We start from the raw sequence: 25,831 nt of genomic DNA, 5'->3' as shown, positions 1-25,831 counted from the left end.
ACTGACTTAACCCGAAAGTATCAGCAAAGTAACGCCTGAATATGCTGCACCCAAAACGATGGCGGATGCTGTACTGCCTGATCGCCCACAGACACCTCACATATACAGCTGTCTGATGTACCTGAGCGTGGTAATGGCAGTGCCATAATGCCGGTTCTCTCAGCGTAATCACAAAGCCGGGTAGTCAATGTCTCTGCCGGCACCGGCAGCGCAATATGAAACATGGCTGCCTGCGGTTTGGACGGAATAAGCGTAAATCCCGCCTTGCTTAACGCGCTACTGAGAAGGTCAGTATACGTAATGTATTCGTTCATTTGCGGCAGGTGATGCCTTAGCCCTGCTCTGGCGGCCAACACGTCAGGATACTGGGTGATAGGGTTACCACCAGCGCGTCGGGCCCAGATTTTTGCATCACGGATCAATGTCTCAGAACCCAGCAATGCTGCGCCAATGATGCCGCCCAGATCTTTGTAAAAACTTACATAAATACTGTCGAAAAACCTGGCAATCTCAGCCAGATCACGTCCATAGTACGATACGGCCTGCCAGATACGTGCTCCATCCAGATGCATAGCGACGTCGTGTTCATCGCACCATTGTCGCAGCGCACGCAATGTGGCTAAGGATGGCATTGCTCCCCCAATTTCGCGCATGGGCGATTCCACAATAATGGCGGCCAGTGTATCTGGTTGCAGCGCCACGACATCTTCAGGCTGGGTGACGCGCTGCGCCTGGCCAAATTGCTGAACCGAAATCCCCCATAAGGCCTCAATCGCATTATGTTCGTGTAGCAGCAGATGCGATGTCGGATGCAAACCCACGTGGCTGCGCCCCGAATATTCGCTGTAACACTTAACGGCGACACATTGCGCTAGTGTCCCGGTAGGCAGAAACACGCAGGCAGGCATACCGAACAGCGTTTGTAACTCAGACTCAAATTGCGCCAGTACCCCACCCTTTCCATAGGTATCACGCTCATCGTTATCGCCAGCCAGATCACTGAGCCTGGCGAGTTCCTCTTTTATACTGGCTTGTTCATGTCGGTGGATGACCGCACGGGCACGCTTCTGTAACTGCGCATAACGGCTGCGCAAGGTCTCTGGAATGGTATTCATAATGGTTACTTCATATGGACTTTGCCACCCACCATTTTATAGGCAGGGGTGCCCCGGATCATGGTTTCTCTGGCGAAAGTTTGTCCGCACCCCGGACACTGACAAGGCGTTGTGGTGTGATCCTCGACAATCCGTTCAATAAAACACTTCACCAGCGCTCCTTTTCCGCCTTTGCGATACTTAAATAATGGCGCTTTACACTGCTGACAGGAAATCTGAACGGTACGGACCGGACCCTTTTTTCTTGGTTTAGACATAAGCTCCGCAATGATGAATTACCCAGGGAAAGTGCGAATAAGTCTATGGTCGCTCAGGCTCACAGCCAAGTGACTACTCTCTGCATAAGCACTGAACAAAGATAAACAGGCTCTAGTGTTATGGTAATCATTTTCTTCCCGGTTGACGAGGAACCCCTTATTCGCCGGATATTGCATTGTAGAAGCGTGTCGACACACCTTCACTTTTTGCCACTACCCCTTGCTGACTTAATGTCAGGTTATCTTCTGCAAAGATACGTGCTCTGGTGTCGGTCAGGAAGGTCACAATTTGACTATCTTCAGCCCCCTGCGCCTTTAGCGTGTTGGCATACTCCCGGGCCTGGCCCAGTTCGAACATTTCTGACAGCTGTTTAATCTGGCTGAGTTTGTTGTTAAGACCTGAGGCCTTATCCAGATATTGCTGTAATCGGTCTATCCCGGCTGAAGGCTCTGTCTGCTCATCCTGATTCACTGTCCAGTTTCCGTTTTCGCGGGAAAATGAAATCTCGCCGGAAATACCAAGCCGACCGGCAACATCCTGCAGGTCTGTGAACACATTTCCTTTGATATGCTCCAGTAAATTGCCGATCCGGTTAAGCGACACACTGGTATCCCCAGAGGCAATTTTCTCTACCGTTTGTTCGATGCCCTCATCAGATTGCAGCACCGTCAGGCTTCTGATATCGGACGCCATCTCTGCGCCCCTGGGGCGGGAAGCCAGCTCACTCAGGGTGTTCTTTGATTTTTCAGGATCACCGATATAGTCAAGCAGCGAGGGTGTATTGGATACATACATAACAGGCAATGTCCGTACAAGAATAACGAAATAGTCACTTATTCCTTCGCTGTCGCAAAAAGTGAGCCGATTTTTACTAGAGAGTGCTGACCTTTGTTCATTATTTATGTTGGTGACTAAAATGGTTGAAAACAAGACGTCGTTGACGCCGTTTGGCAATTTCCTGTGTTTACGCGTGGTTATCTTTCTGTACGTCTGGCATCGCCCTTTTGACGATGGCAGCAATATCTATATCATCGGGCAACGTACCATACTGATGAAAAGTGTCAGCAAGACGTGAACGGACAAAGGCTTCGGCAATTAATCTATCGCCATATACCAACAGGGTTGAACACTGCCAGCAAAGTGCCAGTTGCTCCATAAGTTGCCTGGCCCGTATCTCGACATTATCGCGACGGGCGAGCGCCTTCTGGAGCTTCGCCAGCGCGCTGTCGTACAGCGGATGCTTTCCGGACGCTTGCTCCAGCTCACTTAACAGCGCTTTTAACGTCTCTGGCTCACGATGCAGAACTCTGAGTAAATCCAGACACTGAACATTACCCGATCCTTCCCAAATCGCATTGACGGGTGCTTCACGGTAAAGCCGGCTGGTGATGTTTTCTTCCACGTAACCGACTCCGCCAATACATTCCATCGCTTCATAGGTATGCTGAACGGCGCGCTTGCAGATCCAGTATTTGCCGATAGCAGTAGAACTTCGAATTAATGCGGCCTCGTGGCTGTCGTTACTGTTATCCAGCGCTTTTGCAATCCGCAAACTGATGGCAAGTGCTGCCTCCGCCTCAATGGCTAAATCTGCCAGTACATTCAGCATCAGAGGTTGTTCATGCAGGTTTTTACCGAATACGGCGCGACCGGACGTATGCCATATGGCCTCTTTCACCGCCTGCGCCATCAGCGCACTGGAGCCCAGCATACAGTCATAGCGGGTGAGTGCGACCATTTGAATAATAGTGGCTATGCCCCGTCCTTCTTCACCGAGCAACCAGCCATGGGCACCACGAAACTCAATTTCTGAACTGGCGTTAGATTTATTCCCCAATTTGTTTTTCAGGCGTTGAATATGAACGGGGTTTTTGCTGCCATCCTCGCGCCAGCGGGGAACCAGAAAGCAGGATATATTGTCACTGGCCTGGGCCAGCACCAGAAACGCGTCGCACATTGGCGCGCTGCAAAACCATTTGTGACCGGTCAGGCTATAGCGTTGCCCCGGCCCGGCAATATCAACGGGTGTAGCAACAGTGGTGTTCGCCCTGACATCGCTTCCGCCCTGCTTTTCCGTCATCGCCATACCGATGGTAACGCCGTTTTTTTCAAACCATGGCTTATTGCTGCCGTCGTACTCCCTTGCAAGCACTTTAGGTAACCAGGTTTTTGCAATATCCGGCTGCACCGAAAGCGCAGGAACGGAGGCAAACGTCATGGTTAACGGACAACCTGAACCGGGGTCAGCATGGCTGTGTAGAAAGGCAATCGCGCCACGAACCACATGCGCCCCCGGTTTATCTTCGGTCCAGGGCAAACTGCAGTGACCATGCTCCACCGCATGCTGCATGAGCTGATGATACGCGGGGTGGTAATCGACCTGATCGATGCGGTGACCAAACCGGTCGTGAGGCTGAAATTCCGGCAAGTGTTTATTAGCAAGAAAACCTGCGGTTTGAAGTTCATGACCAATTCCGCGCCCGAAACCGGTGAGACTGTCCTGCCCCCAGTCACCACCAAATGTGCTTACCCAGTATTGTAAAACACTGTCAGCACTGTAGGCATTATAGTGCTCCAGCGGCTGCGGCTGGTTAAAAACCTCATGGGTTTCCCCTGAATTCTGCGTGTTCGCCATGCGATTATCATCTCCCGCATTAAGTGGTCAGACCTTGTTGTTACCATAGCGTAAACCGCGTGTTACATCCACTGTATACAGGGCGGATAAACACCCTCTCGCGTCTGCCTGGATCACCGCAGCACTGTATTTGTGATGCGGCTCATTTAAAAAGATGGGGTTTAGTATTGCTGGCATACGTAAGAGATGCGGGAATAGTATTCTGGAACAGATGCCCGATGTGAGTAACGCACGACGCTCCTTACAGCGAATGGTGATGCCGCGTCAGACTGTCTTTGGGATCATACCCGCTCTCAGCACAAAAAAAGCCCGGACAACGCCGGGCTTTTGGGGGGAATTAACAGGTAGATTACTTCGCATCCACCGGGCAGTTTTGCAACTTCCAGATTCGCTCGACATAATCTTTAATCGAGCGGTCTGACGTAAACTTACCCATTTTCGCTGTATTGATTATGGCCATACGTGCCCAGCGAGCTTTATCGCGATACGCTTCGTCAACTTTGATCTGAGCATCAGAGTACGCACGATAATCTGCCAGCACCATGTATGGGTCGCCATTGTCCAGCAGGCTTTGCTTGATAGAAACCAGCGCACCCGGTTTGCCAGGCGTAAAGTAATCGGTTTCCAGCCAGTCCAGCACAGCTTTGATTTCCGGATCCCGGTAATAGTAGTCGTGTGGGTTATAGCCACTGGCACGCAGCGCATCCACTTCTTCTACTGTCATACCGAAAATGAAAATATTGTCGTCACCGACTTCTTCGGCAATTTCTATGTTCGCACCATCCAGCGTACCAATGGTTAGCGCCCCGTTTAATGCCAGCTTCATGTTGCCGGTGCCTGACGCCTCCTTCCCTGCCGTACTGATCTGCTCAGAAACGTCAGATGCCGGAATCATTTTCTCGGCCAGCGACACCCGGTAATTTGGCAAGAACACGACTTTCAGTTTCTTGTTTACACGGTTATCGTTGTTGATCTTATCTGCCACCTTATTAATGGCATAGATAATATCTTTCGCCAGCTTGTAGCCCGGAGCAGCCTTCGCACCAAAAATAAAGACGCGGGGGTGCATGTCGTAATCCGGGTTTTCCAGTAACCGGCGATACAGCGCCATAATGTGCAACAGGTTAAGGTGCTGACGTTTGTACTCATGCAGTCGTTTGATTTGCACGTCGAAAATCGCGTTGGTATCTACCTCAATACCCAGCGATTGCTTAATTTCATCAGCCAGCAGTTGTTTATTTTCCTGCTTCACCTGCATAAATTGTTTCTGGAACGTTTTGTTATCCGCGTGTTTAGCAAGACCTTCAAGCTTATAAAGATCTTTTGGCCAGTCGTCACCGATTTTTTTGTCGATGAGTTTAGACAACGACGGATTACATGCCTTCAGCCAGCGACGAGGCGTGATGCCATTGGTTACGTTAGTGAGCTTACCCGGCCATAGTTCGTCGAACTCAGGAAACAGGTTTTGTTTCACCAGCTTGGAGTGAATTTCTGCCACGCCGTTGACAGCAAACGAGCCAATCACAGACAGGTGCCCCATGCGCACCATCTTTTCATTACCTTCTTCAATGATAGACAGCTTGGCTTTTACGGCATTATCGCCTGGCCACTTTTTATCTACCAGCGACATGAAGCGATGATTGATTTCGTAAATGATCTCCAGGTGGCGCGGCAGGATCTTCTCAATCATGCGGGCCGGCCATTTTTCCAGCGCTTCGGGTAATAATGTATGGTTTGTATACGCAAAGACCTTTGTACAGATACCCCATGCCGTATCCCAGTCTAGCTCAGCGCGATCAACTAAAATACGCATTAACTCGGGAATAGCGATGGCCGGATGCGTGTCATTGAGTTGCACAACAACCTGCTCGGGGAAACGGCTCCAGTCATCACCGTGTGCACGTTTATAGCGACGGATAATGTCTTTCAATGAACATGAGCAAAAGAAGTACTGCTGAATCAGTCGCAACTCTTTCCCAGCTTCGGTTTCATCGTTCGGATACAAGACTTTAGAGATGGTTTCGGCCTGCACGTTTTCGCGCTGCGCATCCACATAACCACCGGCATTAAATACATCCCAGTTGAAATAACCTGAGGCTTCACTTTGCCAAAGACGCAGCACGTTGACGGTTTTGCCTTCATACCCGACAACCGGGATATCCCACGGTACCCCTTTCACAATCAGGCCCGGGTGCCATTCTTTCTGGATACGGCCGTTTTCACCGTACTTGGTTTCTACATAGCCATACAGGGATACTTCCTGAATAGATTCTGGACGGCAAATTTCCCAAGGATTACCGTAGTCACGCCAGCTGTCAGGGCGTTCGATCTGTGCGCCGCTTTTAATTTCCTGGCGGAACAAACCGTGCTCATAATGGAGGCCATAACCGATAGCAGGCAGCTCCATGGTCGCCAGAGAGTCAATAAAGCATGCGGCCAGGCGTCCCAGACCACCGTTCCCCAGCGCCATATCCGGCTCTTCTTCCATCACATCAGACAATTCAACGCCCAGCTCTTTTAATGCGTCACTGGCAACATCAAACAGGCCAAAGTTTTGCAGATTGTTAGACAGCAAGCGGCCCATCAAAAACTCTGCAGAGAAATAGTGCACCGCGCGGGTATCATTCAGGTAATGGGTTTTTTGTGTTTTGCGCAGTCCTTCGAGCACCTGCTCCTGAATAGCTGCGCACGTGGCTTTCCACCAGGCATGGTTATTGGCTTTGTTTTCGTCGGTGCCAAGCGTGCAATGTAAATGCTTGACGACAGCAGCTTTAAAATCAGCTTTGTTGATTTTTTCGGCGGACATTGCCTTCGTCACTTTCGCGTTCATAGTGGTATCTCACGGTTGAAAGTGCAGGCAAACGGAGGGTGCCGTCTGCCGCACAAATTACGTAATAAAATTACATCTTATTCGACGACATGACAGCAATATAGCAGCGTTAAAACAAACTTTTTGTAAAAGTTTTGTTAAAAGTAGAACTTTTTGCATGAAAACGTATGCAAAACCCCATTTATTAACATTAATTTTACATTTATCTTGTCTTTTAATTACATTTGGATTTTATTTGATGATCTTACCAACCAGCGATTCGGCCTCTTTCAACAATTCTTGTAAGTGGCTTTCACCGTTAAAGCTCTCAGCATAGATTTTATAAATCTGTTCGGTACCTGAAGGACGAGCCGCAAACCAACCATTTTCTGTAGAGACTTTTACTCCACCTATGGCAGCATTGTTACCCGGTGCATGTGTCTGCACAGAGACGATAGCCTCACCGGCCAGTGTATCACTGGTGACCACGGAGGCATCCATGGCTGACAGTTTGTCTTTTTCTTCCAGAGTTGCAGCAACATCTACCCGCGTGTAACACGGGGAACCAAACTTTTCGGTAAGCGCTGCATAATGCTCACCGGGATCTTTGCCGGTTACAGCAAGGATCTCTGCTGCCAGCAAACACATAATGAAGCCGTCTTTGTCAGTGGCCCAGGTTTGTGCATCACGCTGCAGGAAGATACCCCCCGCACTCTCCTCTCCCGCGAAGCCTATTTCGCTGTCCGACAATCCCTGAACAAACCATTTAAAGCCAACTGGCATTTCTGCCACGTCTTTATTCAGGTCAGCCGCTACTCTGTCTATCATGCTGCTGGATACCAGGGTCTTACCCACTTTCAGCGACTGTGGCCATTGTGTGCGGTGCTGATAGAGGTAATGTATCGCCACAGCGAGGTAGTGGTTTGGGTTCATCAGCCCGGCGCTTTTGCACACGATGCCGTGACGGTCAAAATCCGGGTCATTGCCCCAGGCAAGATCAAACTCATCTTTAAGTTCAATGAGTCCGGCCATAGCGTAAGCCGAGGAACAATCCATTCTTAGTTTGCCGTCTTTATCCCGACGCATAAAACCAAACTGAGGATCGACACTGTCGTTAACAACGGTAATATCCAGCCCGTATTTTTTCGCGATGACAGACCAGTATCCCACGCCAGCACCGCCCAGTGGATCTGTGCCTAGCTTAAGACCGGCTTTGGCAATAGCCTCCATATCAACAACCTGAGCCAGGTCATCGATATACGCCTCCATGAAATCCTCTTCTTTGCACAAGCCACTGTCTTTGGCTTTGCGCAGATCCATGCGTTTCACATCCCGATTGTCATCAGCAATGAGCGCATTGGCCCGGTCCTGAATAACCTTAGTCACGTCGCTGTCGGCTGGTCCACCGTGTGGCGGATTATATTTAAACCCGCCGTCTGAGGGTGGATTGTGCGACGGCGTAATAACAATACCGTCTGCGAAAGCTTCAGTACGTCCGCGGTTGTAACGAATGATAGTGCGTGAAATTACCGGCGTGGGTGTATAGCCACGGCTTTCATTGTCGCTACGCTGAATAACCACATTAATACCATTGGCGGTTAACACTTCAATCGCCGTACTCAAGGCAGGTTCTGACAACGCATGGGTATCTTTGCCGATAAACACTGGACCGGTAATCTGCTGATGTACGCGATACTCTGCCAGCGCCTGACAAATTGCGCTGATGTGCATATCGTTAAAGGTGACCGATGCTGATGTGCCGCGGTGTCCTGATGTCCCGAAGGTCACTGCCTCTGCCGCTACGCCAGGCTGTGGGCGATAGCTGTAGTACTGGCTAACCAGTTCAGCCACATTAATGAGTTGTTCCGGCGCGGCGGGTTGACCCGCCTCAGGGTGTAAAGCCATGAGTATTCCTTACAGTAAAAGTGGTTATTCCGGCAGGTCCGTCGCTACTTTACGTAACGTTATCTCCCTTCCGGAGCAAAACGCGACGTTACCGTTTGCGCTACAGACGCATCGTATCCGAGTTTCTGCAATACCTGCTCCAACATCGCAATTTTCTTTGCGGTGTTGTTATTCGTTACCACCCAGTACGGGCTGTCAGGGATTGCCTTGGGATTAGTACTTGAGCCGTTACTGAGCAGCGCTTCTTTTGACGTTGCAAAATACGTACGGTTTTTTCCCTTTATTTGTTCTACTGCGTCAAACGCTTGTGGATTGAGCTTATGCAGCTGCGCCAACACAAATAAGAACTGATCGACACGTTTGGTAAAGGTCGCCAGCGCTTCAGTTGTCACGTTCTCAAGAATATCTGCAGCATTTTCTGGTGAGACTGGCGTAACCATATCGCTGACGTTGGAAGGCGCTACCGATGCGTCGGTGTTCAGTTCGGCGTCGACAATAGCGGCTGGAACTTCATCAGTCACCTCTGAGCCCGCATCACTGCGCGGTGTTCTTACAGGTGCTGGCGACTCAGGCATCAGCAATCGGCGCAATATATCCGATGCATTTTCGCCAATATGCTTAGTCTGGCTGGCGATAAAGGCATACAAATCGTCATCAATTTCAATGATTTTCATAACTACTTCCTTTTTAAGATGCCCCATTATAGACAACCCTAACGCGTCTCGCAGCACTTTATCCTGTCTGATTTTTAACCAGAAATTTCTCGTATTAACCTATACTTAGGTATCAGACGTATCACCTAACAATGCTAATGAGTTGATATTATTTATAAATCATTGTCATCTGGGGCCTTTATCATGAGATCCGACTTTCAGGCAGTCATCGACGCACTGGGAACACAGGTAATCGGAAAAACACAACAGCTGAAGCTGGCGGTTACCTGCCTGCTCGCCAATGGCCATTTACTTATCGAAGATTTACCCGGGATGGGGAAAACCACCCTGTCGCATGCACTGGCAAGTGTCTTCGGACTCGACTTTTCCCGCATACAGTTCACTTCTGACTTGCTGCCGTCTGACATGCTTGGCGTGAATATTTTCGATTCTCATCAAAAGCAATTTCAGTTCAGGCCGGGCCCGGTATTCAACCAGTTGGTTCTGGCGGATGAAATTAACCGTGCCAGCCCGAAAACGCAAAGTGCATTACTTGAAGCCATGGAAGAGCAGCAAGTCAGTATTGACGGCACAACGCACCAGCTCCCTTCGCCGTTTTTTGTTATCGGCACGCAGAACCCGGGTTACCAGTCCGGCACATACCCTTTACCGGAATCGCAACTGGACCGCTTTCTGATGCGCATCTCGCTGGGATATCCGGGGTGGGAAGCAGAACGTGCGATGCTGAAATCAGGCAGTGAGCGGGTGAAAACCTCTCTGGACACTCACATCCCAACAAACGTGTTGCTTGAGCATCAGTCAGCAGTCAATGACGTGCACTGCAGTGACAGTGTCATCAGTTATATTTTAAGACTGGTAGTGCACAGCCGCGAAGATGCCGGGTATCCAAACCCGCTGTCCCCCAGAGCCAGTAAGGCAATACTGCAGGCGGCACGGGCGTGGGCATTTCTGCATGACCGCGACTATGTAGTACCGGAAGATGTTCAGGCCGTCTTTACCGCCGTGACCGAACACCGGCTTCGCGCTCAACAGGATTCTCACTTTGAGGACGATGTATTAAGCCAGCGACTGCTTGATAGCGTCGATCCACTGGCGGCCTGATTGAAAGCATGACCGCATTATCCCGGGCTCTGCAGCGACGTACCCTTAAGTGGCTGGAAAAACGCATTCCCGCCAGTCAGCGTTTTGCACTGGATCTGAAGTCAGTCTTCATTTTCCCGTCATTGTTTGGCTGGGGCTTTATTGTGGTTTGTGGCAGTTTGTTCATTCTCGGCACGAACTATCAGAATAACCTTATGCTGCTGCTGTGTTATTTTTTGTTGTCGCTGATGCTGATTACGCTGTTTGTCAGCTATCAGAACTTTGCCAAATTACATGTACGTGCCTTGCCTGTTACGCCGGTGTATGCAGGAAATCATGCCTCGCTGACGTTACAGTGTCAGCAACCAGGCAAGCCAAAATTGTCAGATGGTCTTTTCACCGTGACATGGTGGCAACAGGCTGACGGAATCACCTGTGAGCTTGCTGAGCACAACGGGCATCTTACATTACCTTATTTCACCACCAACAGAGGCCTTTATCCTCTGCCAAGGGTAACGCTGAGTAATGAATATCCGCTGGGTCTTTTCCGCTGCTGGACACATCTCGACTTTAACCAGACGCTGGTCGTGTACCCAACCCCGATCCCCTGCAAGATTGCTTTTCAGGAAGAAGGCCACGACGAGGGCAGCAACACCACGGAACAGGCCGGACACGATGATTTTTTCGCCCTCAGAAGCTACATTCCCGGCGAGCCTGTCCACCGCGTGGCCTGGAAACATGTGGCGAAAGGCGGCGACTGGGTAAGCAAAGAGTTTAGTCAGCAGCAGGCAAAAATGGGCTACCTGAGTTTACCGGCTACCGACGATCTCGAAACGGCGTTAAGCAAACTGGCATTTCAGGTTATCACACTGAGTGAGCAACGAATCGCCTTTGGCCTCAAACTGGGTCGGCAAACGATTGAACCTGACTCAGGCGATAATCATAAACATCGCTGTTTAACTGCGCTTGCCCGCTATGCACCGGTAGGAGCAATAGCATGACGGCGCCGCGTCTTCCCATAGCCGGGCATCGCGCCAGTCTGATCCTGGCCATGCTGTTTTTTATTGTCAGTCTTAGCCTGTACAGTCCGTTACAAATCTGGGTGCTTATTCTGTCTGGTTGCGCGGCGCTGGTGCGGGTAGCACTTTATCTGGGATGGTATAACCATGCCCCCAGCAGTCGCACGGTAAATCTGCTGGCACTACTATGTGGTGTAACGCTGGCCTGGTTTAGTCTGGATTTGGGCTTGTTACTGTCCATGATAAATCTGCTGGTGATGGCCTGCTCTCTTAAGCTCATGCTGATGACCCGCAAGAAAGATTTCTTACAGATGTTTGCCAGCAGTCTGTTTCTGATAGGCTGCGGATTTATTTTTAGTCAGTCGATGAGCGCCACGGCATTTTATCTTGCTATGCAGGTGGGCTTACTGGTCGCACTGGCATCATTATTTTCGCCGGGCATGCCCTTGCTGCGGCAATTACGAAAACTTGGCGTCATGTCGCTACAGGCATTACCCATTGCCATCGTACTGTTTCTTATTCTGCCGCAACTTCCCCCCTTATGGAAAATGCCAACGGCAAAAAGCGCTACCACAGGACTGTCAGATACGGTTACACCAGGCGATATCGCAAGCCTTTCGCAGTCTGATGAGCTGGCATTTAACGCCACCTTTGAAAGTGCCCTGCCTGCGGCGCAGGATCGCTACTGGCGGGCCATAACCATGGAGCACTTTGACGGCAAAAGCTGGTCCGTCAGCGATACCCGTCGAGAAATTCGTGCACAATACAAACTGTTTGGTCAGGAATTTACTCCGCAGACAACGGGGCCGTTTTATGACTACCAGGTGATAGCAGAAGCTACCGGTAAATCCTGGCTCTACGGTATAGATGTTGCCGTCGCACACACGCAGGCAAGCCGGGACTACATCTGGCAAAGTTCAGACTACCAGTTGATTGCCTCACAACCGCTCATGAGTAAGCGCGCCTACCGCCTGCGCTCTTTTCCCCGGACGCCGCTAAATCAGACACTGCTGAATATGGATACGCGATTAAACCTTCAGTTACCTGGCAGCGGTAACCCGGCAACCCGGGAGTGGGCGGCGGAACTGAGAAAGCAGTATCCGGATGATCGCGCATTTATCCGCCAGGTAATGAACTTCTTTGTAGAGCAGGAATTTCGCTACACCTTAAACCCCGATCCCATGCCACTTAACCCGGTTGATACGTTTCTGTTTGACAGGCAGGCCGGCTTTTGTACGCACTATGCCAGCGCAATGGCCTATGTGCTCAGGCTGGCGGGCATACCCGCCAGACTCGTTACCGGCTATCATGGCGGAGAGGAGCTGAAAGACAATGTACTGAGTGTCAGGCAATACGATGCGCATGCATGGATAGAGGCAATGTTGGGTGAACAAGGATGGGTACGTTTCGATCCTACCAGTATCGTATCGCCGGCGCGGGTGAGTTTTGGCTTGCAGCAAGCCCTTGAAGAAAGTGGAGAGTCACTTTCTGAGTCACCATTCAGCGGCCTGTATTCGTTGCCAATGATGGACTCATTGCGCTTATTTATGGCAAATGCAGATTATCTGTGGAGCCGCTGGGTTCTGGGTTTTGACGCCGCAAGCCGGGAAAACCTGCTTGAGCGTATACTCGGTGAAATCACCCTATGGCGTCTGACTGTATTTTTCCTGTCGGTGGTGGCGGGGATTGCCTTGATACTGGCCCTTTACTTTCTACCCCGCTGGCAGGCAAACGACACAACAACCCACCGCAAACTGGTAAACCGTGCTGAGAAAGTGCTGGTGCGCCACACCGGTATGGCCAGAAATGCGCGCTCGCTGCGGGAGTATGAAAAAGCCCTCGCTCCTCATATGCCAAATGAGGCCACAGTAGCGCTACATCAGATTATCAGTGGGTTTGAGACGCTGGAGTACGCGCCGGGTAGACGCGCGCATTCGGTGTCAGACGAGATGAAAACGGCGTTAAAGACGCTTCGGCGTTCTCTTTCCGGCAAAGACGGCGCTGCAGCGTCAAAAGCCCGCCGGGGCTGATTGCCCGGCACTCAAACGAGAACGCACTACGTTTGCGTTGGCTCATCCTGTTCAGCCGCAGCATCAGCATGCTCATCAACAACCAGTAACTGGTCCTGCGCTGTGGCCTCTTCGATTCTGGGATCCATTGCCGCAGCCAGCGGCGAGGTCGTAATATCAGACGCACTCACCACATAATCGGCGTGCTCAGGTTTCTCTGCCTTTTGCCTGTAATTAATGACTGACAGTACGCCAAACATCAGCATGCAAAGCAGTGAGGTAGCTCCGTAGAGCGCGGTATGACCTAAGTGCACCATGACCTGTGCCAGTAACGCTGAACCCAAACCTGCCCCGGCACCGAAGGCCACCAGCAACGCGGAAGATACCCCCACGCGATCTTCGTCAGATACCCGCGAATTCGCAAGTGCAGAAGAGAGTGGATACAGAGTAAAGGCGAATAAGCCAAAAATAAACGTCAGCACCAGCATCGCTTGCTGGGAAAGGGGTAAAATGAAAAGCGCGCCACACACCACGACAAGAATGACGGCATTGGAGCGTATCAGTACACTGCGGCGCACGCGATCAGATAAGATCCCCATCGGCCACTGTGCCACCAACCCGGCAAAAATCGTCACAGACATAAACGTTGCGATACCCGATGCATCAAACCCTGCCTGGCTGGCAAACAGGGGTGCCAGACCATAAAAACTGCCGTTGATAATACCTGCAAATAACACTGCGGTTAACGACTGCGGGATCAACGTGAAATAGCTGAAAAATCCAACCTCCATCGGTTTCAGAGGTTTTGGGTGAATACGCCGGGTGAGCGAAATGGGCACGATACCTACGGCGATGGCGAAGCACACCAGAAACAATGGCGCGTAGCCCAACTCCGGGAATTGCGCTAATGCCAGTTGACCAAGAACGGTGCCAAGGTAGGACGTGATCATATACAGTGAAAACACCCGACCACGGTGTTCATGGCTGGCCTGCTCATTCAACCAGCTTTCCAGCACCATGAAGTTGCACATCATGCCGATACCAACAATCAGTCGCAGCGCTAACCACAGTGAAAGATTATCCGACACTCCATGTAACGCGACGCAGGCAGTCACCATTGCTGTACAAGCCCCAAAGGATCGTATGTGGCCGACAGACTTTATGAGGTAGTAACCCAGTTTCGAGCCAAGCAACAACCCTACGTAGTAACACGAGGTCAGCAACCCTACCCAGAATGTAGATACGTCCTTTTGCCCGAGATACAGCGCAAGGTAGGTAGTAAGTAACCCCGTTCCCCCGACAAGAAAAAGGTTGGTAAGATATAAAGAGAAAAACGCCCGCAACCGTCTGACCTGTTTAAAAAGTATAAAAAACCAAAGGGTAAGAGAAATTTCATTTTTCGCAAAGACAAATTCACGTGGATTTGGCAATGAAAAGCGAATGATTTGCTAATAGACGCCATACAGCGGATAAGGTAAGTGCATGTCGCTTTACACTAGTTTGTCTGAGAGCGTTGCTGTAGGAAGACACGTATTTCAGGATCAAAAGATAATATGAATTAGCATGCCCATCAGATGCTCACTGGTTCTGAGGACATTACTGCGTCCCCAGTGCTTTGTGACAAACACGCACAAAAAAGCCCGCATGATGCGGGCTTTTGAATCACTTAAGAAAAGCTTATTTCTTTTCTTTACGTGCTTTTACTTCTTCGATTACTTTATCAGCAACGTTCTGAGGACATGCTGAGTAGTGGCTGAACTCCATAGAGAACTGACCACGACCTGATGTCATCGTACGCAGGTGACCGATGTAACCAAACATCTCTGACAGAGGTACGTCAGCTTTAATACGCACGCCTGTTGCGCCAGCTTCCTGATCTTTGATCATGCCGCGACGACGGTTAAGGTCACCGATTACATCACCAACGTGATCTTCAGGAGTGAACACGTCAACTTTCATCACTGGCTCAAGTAATTGAGGACCAGCTTTAGGCATAGACTGACGGAATGCGCCTTTCGCTGCAATTTCGAACGCGATAGCTGATGAGTCAACAGCGTGGAATGCACCATCGAACAGTTCAACTTCCACGTCCAGTACAGGGAAGCCTGCAACCGGACCTTCTTCCATCATGCCCTTGAAGCCTTTTTCGATGGCCGGGAAGAATTCTTTTGGTACGTTACCACCAACAACAGAAGAGGTGAACGTGAAACCTGAATTCTGCTCGCCTGGCTTGATGCGGTAATCAATCTTACCGAACTGACCAGAACCACCAGACTGCTTCTTGTGCGTGTAGCTGTCTTCAACTTGCTGCGTGATAGTTTCACGGTAAGCAACCTGAGGCTGACCTACAACCAGTTCAACACCGTAGGTACGCTTAAGGATGTCAACTTTGATATCCAGGTGAAGCTCACCCATACCTTTAAGGATGGTTTCGCCAGAATCTTCATCTGTTTCAACGCGGAAAGAAGGATCTTCTGCAACCATTTTACCGATAGCGATACCCATCTTCTCTGAACCACCTTTATCTTTAGGTGCAACAGCAATCGAGATTACCGGCTCAGGGAATACCATCGCTTCAAGGGTACAAGGATGTTTAGGATCACACAGTGTGTGACCAGTCTGAACATTCTTCATACCTACAATCGCGATGATGTCACCAGCTTGTGCAGAGCTTAATTCGTTACGCTCATCTGCCTGCATTTCAACCATACGGCCAACGCGCTCAGTTTTACCTGTCGCAGAGTTAAGAATGGTGTCACCTTTCTTCAATTTACCAGAGTAAATACGTACGAAAGTCAGTGCACCAAAACGGTCGTCCATGATCTTAAATGCCAGAGCGCGTAAAGGCTCGTCTGCAGAAACGATAGCGTGCTCGCCAGTTTCGTTACCTTCTTCGTCTGTCAGAGGCTGAGGGTCAACTTCTGTAGGCGAAGGCAAGTAGTCAACAACAGCGTCCAATACCAGTTGAACACCTTTGTTCTTAAACGCAGAACCACAGAATGTTGGGAAAAATGCCAGGTCACGTGTACCTTTGCGGATACAACGTTTGAGGTCTTCAATAGAAGGCTCTTCGCCGTCCATGTAAGCCATCATCAGGTCGTCGTCCTGCTCAACCGCAGTCTCAACCAGCATTTCATGGTATTCATTAACTTTGTCTACCATGTCAGCAGGTACGTCTTTAACTTCGTAGTTTTCAGGAAGTCCTGTGTCGTCCCAGACGTACGCTTTCTTCTCAAGTACATCTACAACACCCACGAAATCATCTTCAATACCGATTGGAAGGGTCATTACCAGTGGCGTCGCGCCCAGTACTTTCTTAACCTGACCGACAACACGGTAGAAGTCTGCACCCATACGGTCCAGCTTGTTCACGAAGATAATACGAGATACTTCTGATTCGTTAGCATAGCGCCAGTTAGTTTCTGACTGCGGCTCAACACCACCAGAACCACAGAATACACCGATACCACCGTCCAGTACTTTCAGTGAACGGTATACTTCAACGGTGAAGTCAACGTGTCCGGGAGTGTCAATTACGTTAAAACGGTGATTTTTCCACTCACAGGTTACAGCAGCTGACTGGATGGTAATACCACGCTCCGCTTCCTGCTCCATGAAGTCAGTTGTTGACTCACCATCATGTACTTCACCGGTTTTGTGGATTTTACCGGTAAGTTTCAAAATACGTTCTGTCGTGGTTGTTTTCCCCGCATCTACGTGCGCGAAAATACCAATGTTTCTGTAAAGAGATAAGTCTGCCATTAGTTCACTTTCGTTGGTTCAGAGTAAAAAAACGGCGGGATTATAAAGGATCTTAGTACCAGATTTACACCTTTTTCCGCAGAAAGAATAAAACTTATCCAGCGGATCCGCGCCACATTTCAATATAATTCTTTTATTTCAACAACTTGAGCGATTCGAAGAAGATATTCTTAAATCGGGTTGTCTGATAGGGAGAATGACCTATTCGTGTCGAACTACCGTAACGGTAATTTCATCGCGGTCATGATACAGGTGTCTGGCCCGAAGGTTAAATGCAATTTTCGCCTGTGTCATTCTTTGCGTTAATAATGTGAGCGCATCGACAACCGTGTCGTACCTTTTTTTCATCGGCAATTTCAAATTGAATATCGCGTGGTCGGCAAGCTGCTTTACCAGCCAGTCGCCCATTAGCCGGGCAACCCGGTCAGGTTGCTCAATCATATCACAAACCAGTAAGTCTACCCGGCCATACTCAGGACGATAGGTAAATCCATCCTCGGCAAAATGCGCCACCTGTCCTGTTTTCATTAAACTATCAGCGATTAACCCGTTATCTACTGCCTCTACGTACATCTCCCGCTGCACCAGCTGATACGTCCAGCCTCCCGGGCATGCGCCAAGATCCACGGCGCGTCCCCCTGCACGCAGCACCTGTTCGCGCTGATGCGCATCCAGCATCGTCACAATGGCTTCTTCCAGTTTAAGTGTCGAGCGGCTCGGTGCGTCAGTCGGAAATTTTAAGCGGTGAATGCCCATTGGTGCGGGGTTTCGGCTTTGCGGCAGGCTGTAGCCAATTTTGCAGGTATCGAAGTTCGTGAAAAATACGTGGATAAACGGTTTGTTATCCGATTCTTTCTTAGTCAGAAGGCCGGCGCCGCGAAGCGACTGGCGTAACGGCACCACAAATTTACGACAAAACTTTGCCAGCTGTTTGCCATCCTCTGTATCGGCATATTCTACCAGCACATTGCCTGACATCCCGATGGTTTCTTTTATATCGCGCACGGTTTCCAGAATAGGCGTGATACGATCCTGCTTATCCAACGCGTCATGGGTTTGCGTGACGGCAATTAACTGGCGGGGAAATATTGTATCTGCAACCACCAGCGTACTGGCCAGTTTGTGAAGATCCTCTTGCTGGAAGAGCGGAAAGCTGACGTAGCCGGAATCAGACTGCAACATCGGATAGCCATAAACCCCTCGTTGTGCTGTAGCAGCGGTAAGCTCAGCAGCGGTGTCATTCTCATAACCTGCGCGGCAGTATGCCAGTAACTCAGTCATGGTGAACACCTGCGCCGGTATGTCTGGCGGCCCCGACTAATAATAAAACCCACCCCACCATGAAAGCGACGCCCCCCATAGGGGTAACCGGGCCGAACCACTTATTGCCGGTGAAAACCAGTAAATACAGGCTGCCACTGAACAGCACAATGCCAACACCAAACGCAATAGCAACGCGCCGCAACCAGGGCCTTGCGACCACGCTGGTCAAGGCAGGTAACACCAGCATCGCCAGCCCGTGATACATCTGATAGCGCACTGCAATATCAAAGGTATTCAGTTCGCTGGCTGACAATACGCCTTTGAGGCCGTGCGCCCCAAATGCACCAAGCATAACAGCAGTTAGCGCGCTGAACGCCGCTACTACAACCACAGTTTGCATTAATGACTCCGCTTTTTAATAAATGCCTGCGCAATGTTACAGGCTTGCTCAATATGATGCTCGTGAGTAAAACCACTTTTTTTACGTGGTTTCAGACTGTGATCGCCGTCTTCCAGAAAATGGCACTTCACCTGTACACCAAGGTCATAGCCCTGAATATCCGCTCTCGTGCCAAAGGTGTCACGCTCCCCCTGAATGATACAAACAGGCGTGGTAATAGCTCCGAGATGGTCAGTGCGGGTTTTCTCTGGTTTACCCGGCGGGTGAAAGGGATAGCCAAAGACCACCACGCCGTTAATGTCGAGCTCATCGGCGATAAGCGTTGCCATACGTCCGCCCATCGACTTACCGCCGATAAACGTCGGCAATGCGCTGCGGGTGTCATCGATATGTTGCTTCAGCGCTTTAAAGTGAGACTGCAATTTATCGGCTTTATCTGGCGGGCGCCGTTTGCCCGTCTCTGTGATAGTCTGCATATAGGGAAAGTCGAACAACACAACTTCAATGTGCACGGCGGATAAACGGCGGGCCACGTCCTGCATGAAGTCAGATTGCTTTCCTGCACCTGCACCGTGACCCAGTATCAATCTGGCTACCGGTGCGTCGGACTCAATCACGTCGGTATCAAACATCATCCTGCTCCTCTTCTACCAGTTTCAAAATCCATTCTCTGAAAGCGGCTATTTTACCCAGTTCAGCCTGCGCTTCATCACAAACCAGATAAAACGCATCACGACTCTCTACTTTTTCTTCGAACGGCATAATTAACCGACCGGCATCTAACTCCGGTCTGGCCAGGATCGTGTTTCCCAACGCGATGCCCTGCCCCAGCGCTGCGGCCTGAAGCACCAGCATCGAATGGCTGAACACTGGCCCCTGATTTACGTTGACACCAGCAACGCCCACTTGTTTCAGCCAGTTTTTCCACGCCGCCCGGCTGGAGTCATGAAGTAACACATGATGGCGCAAGTCAGAAAGCTGCATTAACGGCTTCGGCCCGTTAAACAGCATAGGAGAACATAGCGGTGTCAGAAACTCGGTATGGAGCTTATCGGCCTGTAGTCCGCTCCATCGTCCTTTGCCATAATAAATCCCCACATCCACATCATCATCAAGAAACCCTTCGTCAAAATCGACGGCTTTGATCCGCACATCAATATCCGGTTGTTCCAGGCTAAACTTGGAAATCCGCGGTACCAGCCACTGACTGGCAAAACTGGGCGGCATTGCGACGGTAATCGCCCCCTTGCTGCCTTTTGCCAGCAACCTTTCTGTAGCTTCCTGCAAATTCTTGAAAATGTCCTTTAGCTCAAGAAAATAAGCCTGCCCTTCTTCGGTCAGAAGTAATGTCCGGTTGCGACGGATGAATAATTTCATGGATAAGAAATCTTCGAGCGCTTTGATTTGATGGCTGACCGCCGCCTGCGTCACAAAGAGTTCATCCGCTGCGCGGGTGAAGCTTAAGTGGCGAGCAGCGGCTTCAAAGGCTTTCAGGGCATTTAAAGGGGGTAATCTGCGATGCATACTTACATTCATTCCCAGCGTGATAGTTCGGTGACAAATTCATTAGTTATTCTAATGCAAGTGACCTACTTTTACTCGTTTTATTTTCACATCAACAGTGTTTACTATTTGCACGCATTAAGAATTCAGGTTTTTAAAACATACACTTACAGACCATGAATTGTTAAATGTTTTTACAAATACGAAACGAATTTTAAATTAATTATATTAGGTGTGAAAAATGAGAAAGTTACTTTTATCCAGTGTTTCTGTTATGGCATTTGCCACTGCTGCCACCCAAGCTGCAGTTCAGCCTCAGGAATTGCCTGCTGCTGAGCTGGTAAAGTCTGCACAGCAAGCGATTTCATTAGACGACATTATTCCTGCTAATCAGGTGGCAACCCTGGTACGTGAGCAAGCTGTCACCACGCTGGCAGAAGAATCGCAGCTAAGACTGGCGAAAGGTTTGTTTGCCATGAATGAGAAGAAAGCCACTGAAGCCCGCAAGGAGCGCAGCGAGTAACACCTTCTCACACCTGATACGAATACTGGCGGTGCTCGCCGCCAGTATCCGCCATCAGCCTGTTACTGATTACTGGTATCCAGCGGTTCAAATCCTTTTACCAATTCATCCAATGCTTTCATTTGTGCCAGATAAGGCTCAAGCTTGGACAGCGGTAACGCACACGGACCATCGCATTTCGCTTCATCCGGATTCGGATGCGCCTCAATAAACAACCCAGCTAACCCAAGTGCCATACCACTGCGCGCGAGTTGTGCTGCCTGCGCTCGTCTGCCATCGGCTGAAGTGGCTCTGCCACCTGGCATCTGCAAGGCATGTGTGGCATCAAAAATTACCGGTGCATAGGCTTTCATGGCGTCCATCCCCAGCATATCGACAACCAGGTTGTTATATCCAAAGCAGCTGCCTCGTTCACACAGGATCACATTTTCATTACCCGCCTCGGCCAGCTTACCTATAATGTGACGCATTTCATGCGGAGCAAGAAACTGGGGCTTTTTCACATTAATTACCGCGCCGGTTTGCGCCATCGCCACTACCAGATCAGTCTGGCGGGCAAGAAATGCCGGAAGCTGAATAACATCAACCACTTCTGCAACCGGTGCAGCCTGATAAGGTTCATGCACGTCGGTGATCACCGGCACATTAAAGGTGTTTTTAATCTCTTCAAATATGGCCAGCCCCTTTTCCATTCCAGGACCACGATACGATGACACCGAAGAACGATTGGCTTTATCAAAAGACGCCTTAAACACGTACGGAATACCCAGCTTTTGCGTCACTTCAACATAGTGTTCTGCAATGCGCATTGCCAGATCGCGTGATTCCAGCACGTTCATGCCGCCAAAAAGTACAAAGGGATTGTCGTTGGCAACGGCAATGTCACCAACCTGAATAGCATTTGTAGAAACAGTCATACAGTATTTTATTCTCTTAAATCAGAAAAACAGGGGTTGTTTGGTTATCGCAACTTTAGCCGTTGCCGCCAGCACACCCAACGCCAGTAAAAAGGTAATCCAGCGCACCGGGGCGGTTTTGGCCTTTTTCAGCGCGATTAGCCCCAACACAATGTAAGCAATGACACCGATAAGTTTGAAGGTAAGCCATGCCTGCGCGAAAGGATATTGAGACAGGAGGACACACAACCACACTGCACTGGCTAAGAGTATGGTATCGATAACGTGCGGGACGATTTTAAGCCACTTGCGCTGCAGCGCCGCCGGATCCATCTGAACCCAGATAAATCGTAGGATGAAGAGCAAAATGCTCAGCGCAACTGCCGTAAGGTGCAGGTGTTTAGCCATCATGTACATCGGTAATTCCTTATTGTATTTTTGTTTTATTCTTCGTCAGGGTGTGCACGCTGGATCTCGATAAACGCATCGATATGCTCAATCACAATGTCCACCAAACGCGGCTCGAAATGCCCCCCCCGCTCTATCTTCAGCGTGTCGATGACTTTTTCCATCGGCCAGGCTGACTTATACGGTCGTTTGTTGTACAGGGCATCAAATACATCCACAAGCGTAGCGATGCGACTTTCAATACGAACTTCATCTTTCTTTAGCCCGTCCGGATAGCCTTTGCCATCCCATCTTTCATGATGCTGACGAGCCAGCGTAGCAGCCAGTTGAATGGTTGGCTGGCTTGAATCTTTAAGGATCTGGTAACCAAACTCTGCATGCTGGCGAATGGCATATTTTTCGTCATCCGTCAGCGGTTCAGTCTTTTCCAGTATCTGCGCAGGCACGCGCGTGTTGCCCACATCGTGTAAAGGCACCGCAAGCCGAAGCAACGTTCGTTCGCTCTCGGTCAGACCAAGCTCCACAGCCAACAGGTCAGCCATTTTAACCATGCGCAATATATGCTGACTGCTCGGACTGTCACATTCCATTGCCTTTCCAAGCCGTTCAATAATTTCCCGCTGCGTGGCCTCGATTTCACTGGTCATCAATACATTTTCAAAGGCGATCTGGACGTTGTCAGAAAATAACTTCACCAATCGCTTGTCAGTGTCACCAATCCGACGGGGGAGCCCAGACATGTACAACAGCGAGCCCTTACGTGACTTACTGTCGCAGTACGCTACGACATGATCTTCCGCATAAACAATGGTTTTATCCTGCAGCGCTCTGCGGCACAGCTCATATTCTTCGGGTGTTACAGCTTCGCGCAGAGGAATCCCCTCTTTACCGGAATACTCGCCATTTCCGGCAAAAACATAGAGCTCCTCAGGATCATGTTCATTGATGGGCTGGGGTATCGCCACGGTTGACGTGATATAAGCGGCATCCTGCGAACACCCCAATATGGAAGACAGCTGCTGGATGATTCCCTGCATGAATTTCTCTAAGGAGCGAGTGGAAAACATGTCTGCCGAGGCATCAATGATCTTCTCCAGACCTTTGCGGTTCTCTTCAATGACGATGATGTCCCGATACGAGCGCAAGGCGGCAATAATCACAGTGAACAGCTTTTGTGCTGTCAGCTCGGTCTTCGATTTGTAGTCGTTGATGTCGTAATTGATAATGACATCTTTTTCCGGCGCCTGACCAGGTTGGCCGGTACGCAGTATAATGCGGGTAAAATGGTTATCCAGGTCATTGCGCACATACTCTGCCACTTTCAGCCCGGCATCATCGGTCTCCATAACCACATCCAGCAACACCACGGCAATATCGGTATGCTCGCGAAACAGCTTTTTCGCTTCTGCTCCACTGTATGCACTGATGAAGTCCAGCGTTTTGCCATTAAGTACAAAATCGCTGAGGGCCAGCTTGGTGACAGCATGGACTTCCGGTTCGTCATCGACAACCAGTACTTTCCACGAGCCGAGTTGCTCAGACGGTTCTTCTTCTTCGTCGTCGGCGAACAACAAGTCGTCATTCATATGCGTGATCCTTTGTTACCGCATTAACTCAATTGTGATAGTACTGTATAAGGGATTATTCGCAAGTCTGCAGACGTCCAACCGACACTCTGTCGAGTCCGGCGAGATCCACAAGGGTTTGTGTTTGTGCAAAACCATGACGTTGCAGGAGGTCTCTCACAGCGTCGCCCTGGGTGTATCCGTGCTCAATCAGCAACCAGCCACCATTGGATAAATACCCTGGCGCCTGCGCAATAATGATCCGGATATCATCCAGCCCATCGGCACCGGAAGTCAGCGCACTCTGGGGTTCAAACCGCACATCACCTTCTTGTAGCCACGGACTTTGCTGCTCTACATAGGGTGGATTCGACACTATCATTTCGAAGCGACCGTGAAGGTTGTCAAACCACGAAGACTGCACAAAAGAGGCATTTGTAATGCCATTATCAGATGCGTTCCGCGTTGCCAGCGTCACCGCCTCATCAAGCAAATCACAGCCAATCACTTCACAGTCGCGACGTTCGCTGGCAATGGCGAGGGCTATCGCGCCGGTGCCAGTGCCCAAATCGCAGACGCGCTGGTTGCCCGGAGGCAAACGCGATAATGCGGCTTCTACTAACACTTCGGTGTCAGGCCGGGGGATCAAAGTAGAAGGTGATGTGCGCAGCGTCAGGCTCCAGAAATCCCGATAGCCCAATATATAGGCAACCGGCTCTCCCTCGCTACGGCGCTCGACGAAGTGCTGGAACTTCACCCATTGTTCGTCAGACAGCGGTTTATCGGGCCAGGTGTATAACCAGGTCAGATTTTGTTCTGCCGCCGATGCCAGCAGTATTCTGGCATCGACCGCAGGATCTTCTTGCGTGGTCAGCCGGGTCAGTGCCCAGGCCAGTGCATCATTTACCGTTAAAGACACAATTATTCATCAGATAACGATGCCAGCAGATCGGCCTGATGCTCCTGCAAAATGGGCTCCATCAATTGCTGTAAATCGCCTTCTATCACTTCGTCAAGACGATAAATTGTCAGGTTGATACGATGGTCAGTCACCCTGCCCTGCGGGAAATTATAGGTGCGGATACGCTCAGAGCGGTCGCCACTTCCCACCAGACTTTTACGGGTAGACGCTTCTTCGGCTGCGCGCTTTTCCTCTTCAATCTGGTTAAGGCGTGCCTGTAATACAGACATCGCTTTCGCACGGTTTTTATGCTGAGAGCGCTCGTCCTGACATTCAACAACCAGACCAGTAGGTAAGTGAGTGATACGAATAGCGGAGTCCGTTTTGTTAACGTGCTGTCCACCCGCACCAGATGCGCGGAACGTATCAATTCGCAAATCTGCCGGATTGATCTCTATCGCTTCGGACTCGGGCACCTCCGGCAACACAGCCACGGTGCAGGCTGACGTATGAATACGCCCCTGGGATTCGGTTTCCGGAACCCGCTGAACACGATGACCGCCAGACTCAAATTTTAAGATACCGTAGACACCATCGCCGGATATGTTAGCGATAACTTCTTTAAAACCACCGTGCTCACCTTCGTTAGCGCTTACCAGTTCAACACGCCAGCCGCGGGTTTCAGCATACCGGCTGTACATACGAAATAAGTCGCCAGCGAAAATAGCTGCTTCGTCACCACCTGCGCCAGCCCGGATCTCAAGGAAACAGTTATGGTCGTCGTTAGGATCTTTGGGCAGCAACAACAGTTGCAGCTCTGTTTCCAGACGCTCGATTTCTGATTTAGCGTCTTTAATTTCTTCCTGCGCCATTTCGCGCATTTCTGCGTCATCTTCGTTCAGCATTTCCTGAGCAGACTCAAGATTCCCCACCGCCTGCTTATACCGGTTAAAACCGGCAACCACATCTTCCAGCTGACTGAACTCTTTAGACAGGTTACGAAACTTGTCCTGGTTACCAATAATGTCAGGATCGCCGAGCAGTGCCTGGACTTCTTCAAAACGCTCTGAGAGGTTTTCGAGTTTTGTGACGACCGAGTCTTTCAT

General features: G+C 50.1%; 22 protein-coding genes. 4 read left to right on the top strand and 18 right to left on the bottom strand.

Annotated features, from left to right (window positions below; genetic code table 11):
- Positions 1–20: 20 nt before the first annotated feature.
- The 7 genes from JKP77_RS01535 to seqA form a co-directional block, all read right to left on the bottom strand.
- A complete protein-coding gene (locus tag JKP77_RS01535; protein WP_218309451.1) occupies positions 21–1,115 on the bottom strand; it encodes a threonine aldolase family protein in 1,095 nt (364 codons plus the stop codon).
- A 5-nt stretch (positions 1,116–1,120) separates the two neighbouring features.
- Positions 1,121–1,372 (bottom strand): hypothetical protein, encoded by a 252-nt coding sequence (locus tag JKP77_RS01530; protein ID WP_218309450.1) that lies wholly within the window; start codon positions 1,370–1,372, stop codon positions 1,121–1,123.
- A 157-nt stretch (positions 1,373–1,529) separates the two neighbouring features.
- Positions 1,530–2,168 carry a hypothetical protein gene (locus tag JKP77_RS01525; protein WP_218309449.1) on the bottom strand — a complete coding sequence of 213 codons (639 nt, stop codon included), beginning with the start codon at positions 2,166–2,168 and terminating at the stop codon, positions 1,530–1,532.
- 169 nt (positions 2,169–2,337) lie between these two features.
- Positions 2,338–4,008, bottom strand: a complete 1,671-nt coding sequence (locus tag JKP77_RS01520) for an acyl-CoA dehydrogenase family protein (protein ID WP_218309448.1) — start codon at positions 4,006–4,008, stop codon at positions 2,338–2,340.
- A gap of 349 nt (positions 4,009–4,357) precedes the next feature.
- Complete coding sequence (locus tag JKP77_RS01515; protein WP_218309447.1) at positions 4,358–6,838, bottom strand: glycogen/starch/alpha-glucan phosphorylase; 2,481 nt, start codon at positions 6,836–6,838, stop codon at positions 4,358–4,360.
- Between the two features lie 231 nt (positions 6,839–7,069).
- On the bottom strand, positions 7,070–8,722 hold the full coding sequence (gene pgm / locus JKP77_RS01510; RefSeq protein ID WP_218309446.1) for a phosphoglucomutase (alpha-D-glucose-1,6-bisphosphate-dependent): 1,653 nt from the start codon (positions 8,720–8,722) through the stop codon (positions 7,070–7,072).
- Between the two features lie 59 nt (positions 8,723–8,781).
- Positions 8,782–9,396 carry a replication initiation negative regulator SeqA gene (gene seqA, locus JKP77_RS01505; protein WP_218309445.1) on the bottom strand — a complete coding sequence of 205 codons (615 nt, stop codon included), beginning with the start codon at positions 9,394–9,396 and terminating at the stop codon, positions 8,782–8,784.
- A gap of 183 nt (positions 9,397–9,579) precedes the next feature.
- Between seqA and JKP77_RS01500 the strand changes: the two genes are divergently transcribed.
- From JKP77_RS01500 to JKP77_RS01490, 3 genes are read left to right on the top strand one after another with little or no spacing between them, the layout of a single operon-like run.
- Positions 9,580–10,497, top strand: coding sequence for an AAA family ATPase (locus JKP77_RS01500; RefSeq protein ID WP_218309444.1), 918 nt, complete (start codon positions 9,580–9,582; stop codon positions 10,495–10,497).
- An 8-nt stretch (positions 10,498–10,505) separates the two neighbouring features.
- Complete coding sequence (locus tag JKP77_RS01495) at positions 10,506–11,477, top strand: DUF58 domain-containing protein (RefSeq protein WP_218309443.1); 972 nt, start codon at positions 10,506–10,508, stop codon at positions 11,475–11,477.
- On the top strand, positions 11,474–13,525 hold the full coding sequence (locus tag JKP77_RS01490) for a transglutaminase TgpA family protein (protein WP_218309442.1): 2,052 nt from the start codon (positions 11,474–11,476) through the stop codon (positions 13,523–13,525). The genes JKP77_RS01495 and JKP77_RS01490 overlap by 4 nt, the downstream gene beginning before the upstream one ends.
- A 26-nt stretch (positions 13,526–13,551) precedes the next feature.
- Here the strand turns inward: JKP77_RS01490 and JKP77_RS01485 are convergent, their stop codons facing one another.
- From JKP77_RS01485 to JKP77_RS01460, 6 genes are all read right to left on the bottom strand, one after another.
- Positions 13,552–14,847 (bottom strand): MFS transporter, encoded by a 1,296-nt coding sequence (locus tag JKP77_RS01485; protein WP_218309441.1) that lies wholly within the window; start codon positions 14,845–14,847, stop codon positions 13,552–13,554.
- 334 nt (positions 14,848–15,181) lie between these two features.
- The gene (fusA, locus tag JKP77_RS01480) at positions 15,182–17,266 is read right to left on the bottom strand and encodes an elongation factor G (RefSeq protein ID WP_218309440.1); all 2,085 of its coding nucleotides are present in this window, start codon (positions 17,264–17,266) and stop codon (positions 15,182–15,184) included.
- Positions 17,267–17,467: 201 nt separating this feature from the next.
- A complete protein-coding gene (gene rlmM, locus JKP77_RS01475; RefSeq protein WP_218309439.1) occupies positions 17,468–18,547 on the bottom strand; it encodes a 23S rRNA (cytidine(2498)-2'-O)-methyltransferase RlmM in 1,080 nt (359 codons plus the stop codon).
- Positions 18,540–18,929, bottom strand: a complete 390-nt coding sequence (locus JKP77_RS01470) for a DUF423 domain-containing protein (RefSeq protein ID WP_218309438.1) — start codon at positions 18,927–18,929, stop codon at positions 18,540–18,542. Before JKP77_RS01470 ends, rlmM begins: the two co-directional genes overlap by 8 nt.
- Positions 18,929–19,564: an alpha/beta family hydrolase gene (locus tag JKP77_RS01465; RefSeq protein ID WP_420840021.1), complete on the bottom strand. Its 636-nt coding sequence runs from the start codon at positions 19,562–19,564 to the stop codon at positions 18,929–18,931. Before JKP77_RS01465 ends, JKP77_RS01470 begins: the two co-directional genes overlap by 1 nt.
- Positions 19,554–20,453 (bottom strand): transcriptional regulator GcvA, encoded by a 900-nt coding sequence (locus JKP77_RS01460; protein ID WP_218309437.1) that lies wholly within the window; start codon positions 20,451–20,453, stop codon positions 19,554–19,556. The genes JKP77_RS01465 and JKP77_RS01460 overlap by 11 nt, the downstream gene beginning before the upstream one ends.
- A 220-nt stretch (positions 20,454–20,673) precedes the next feature.
- Between JKP77_RS01460 and JKP77_RS01455 the strand changes: the two genes are divergently transcribed.
- A complete protein-coding gene (locus tag JKP77_RS01455) occupies positions 20,674–20,955 on the top strand; it encodes a hypothetical protein (protein WP_218309436.1) in 282 nt (93 codons plus the stop codon).
- A 62-nt stretch (positions 20,956–21,017) separates the two neighbouring features.
- Here the strand turns inward: JKP77_RS01455 and kdsA are convergent, their stop codons facing one another.
- Genes kdsA through prfA form a run of 5 tightly spaced genes read right to left on the bottom strand, consistent with a single transcriptional unit; the run spans position 21,018 to position 25,831 of the window.
- Entirely contained in the window at positions 21,018–21,872 is an 855-nt protein-coding gene (kdsA, locus tag JKP77_RS01450; RefSeq protein ID WP_218309435.1) for a 3-deoxy-8-phosphooctulonate synthase, read from the bottom strand.
- Between the two features lie 21 nt (positions 21,873–21,893).
- Positions 21,894–22,268 (bottom strand): SirB2 family protein, encoded by a 375-nt coding sequence (locus JKP77_RS01445; RefSeq protein WP_218309434.1) that lies wholly within the window; start codon positions 22,266–22,268, stop codon positions 21,894–21,896.
- Between the two features lie 26 nt (positions 22,269–22,294).
- The gene (locus JKP77_RS01440; RefSeq protein ID WP_218309433.1) at positions 22,295–23,845 is read right to left on the bottom strand and encodes a response regulator; all 1,551 of its coding nucleotides are present in this window, start codon (positions 23,843–23,845) and stop codon (positions 22,295–22,297) included.
- A gap of 55 nt (positions 23,846–23,900) precedes the next feature.
- Positions 23,901–24,743, bottom strand: a complete 843-nt coding sequence (gene prmC / locus JKP77_RS01435; RefSeq protein ID WP_218309432.1) for a peptide chain release factor N(5)-glutamine methyltransferase — start codon at positions 24,741–24,743, stop codon at positions 23,901–23,903.
- A gap of 2 nt (positions 24,744–24,745) precedes the next feature.
- Positions 24,746–25,831, bottom strand: a complete 1,086-nt coding sequence (gene prfA, locus JKP77_RS01430; RefSeq protein WP_218309431.1) for a peptide chain release factor 1 — start codon at positions 25,829–25,831, stop codon at positions 24,746–24,748.

This window comes from Alteromonas antoniana, from assembly GCF_019249295.1.
Classification (GTDB): domain Bacteria; phylum Pseudomonadota; class Gammaproteobacteria; order Enterobacterales; family Alteromonadaceae; genus Alteromonas; species Alteromonas antoniana.
The sequence above is the reverse complement of the archived record's forward strand: the minus strand, read 5'-3'. Positions and strand labels throughout refer to the sequence as shown.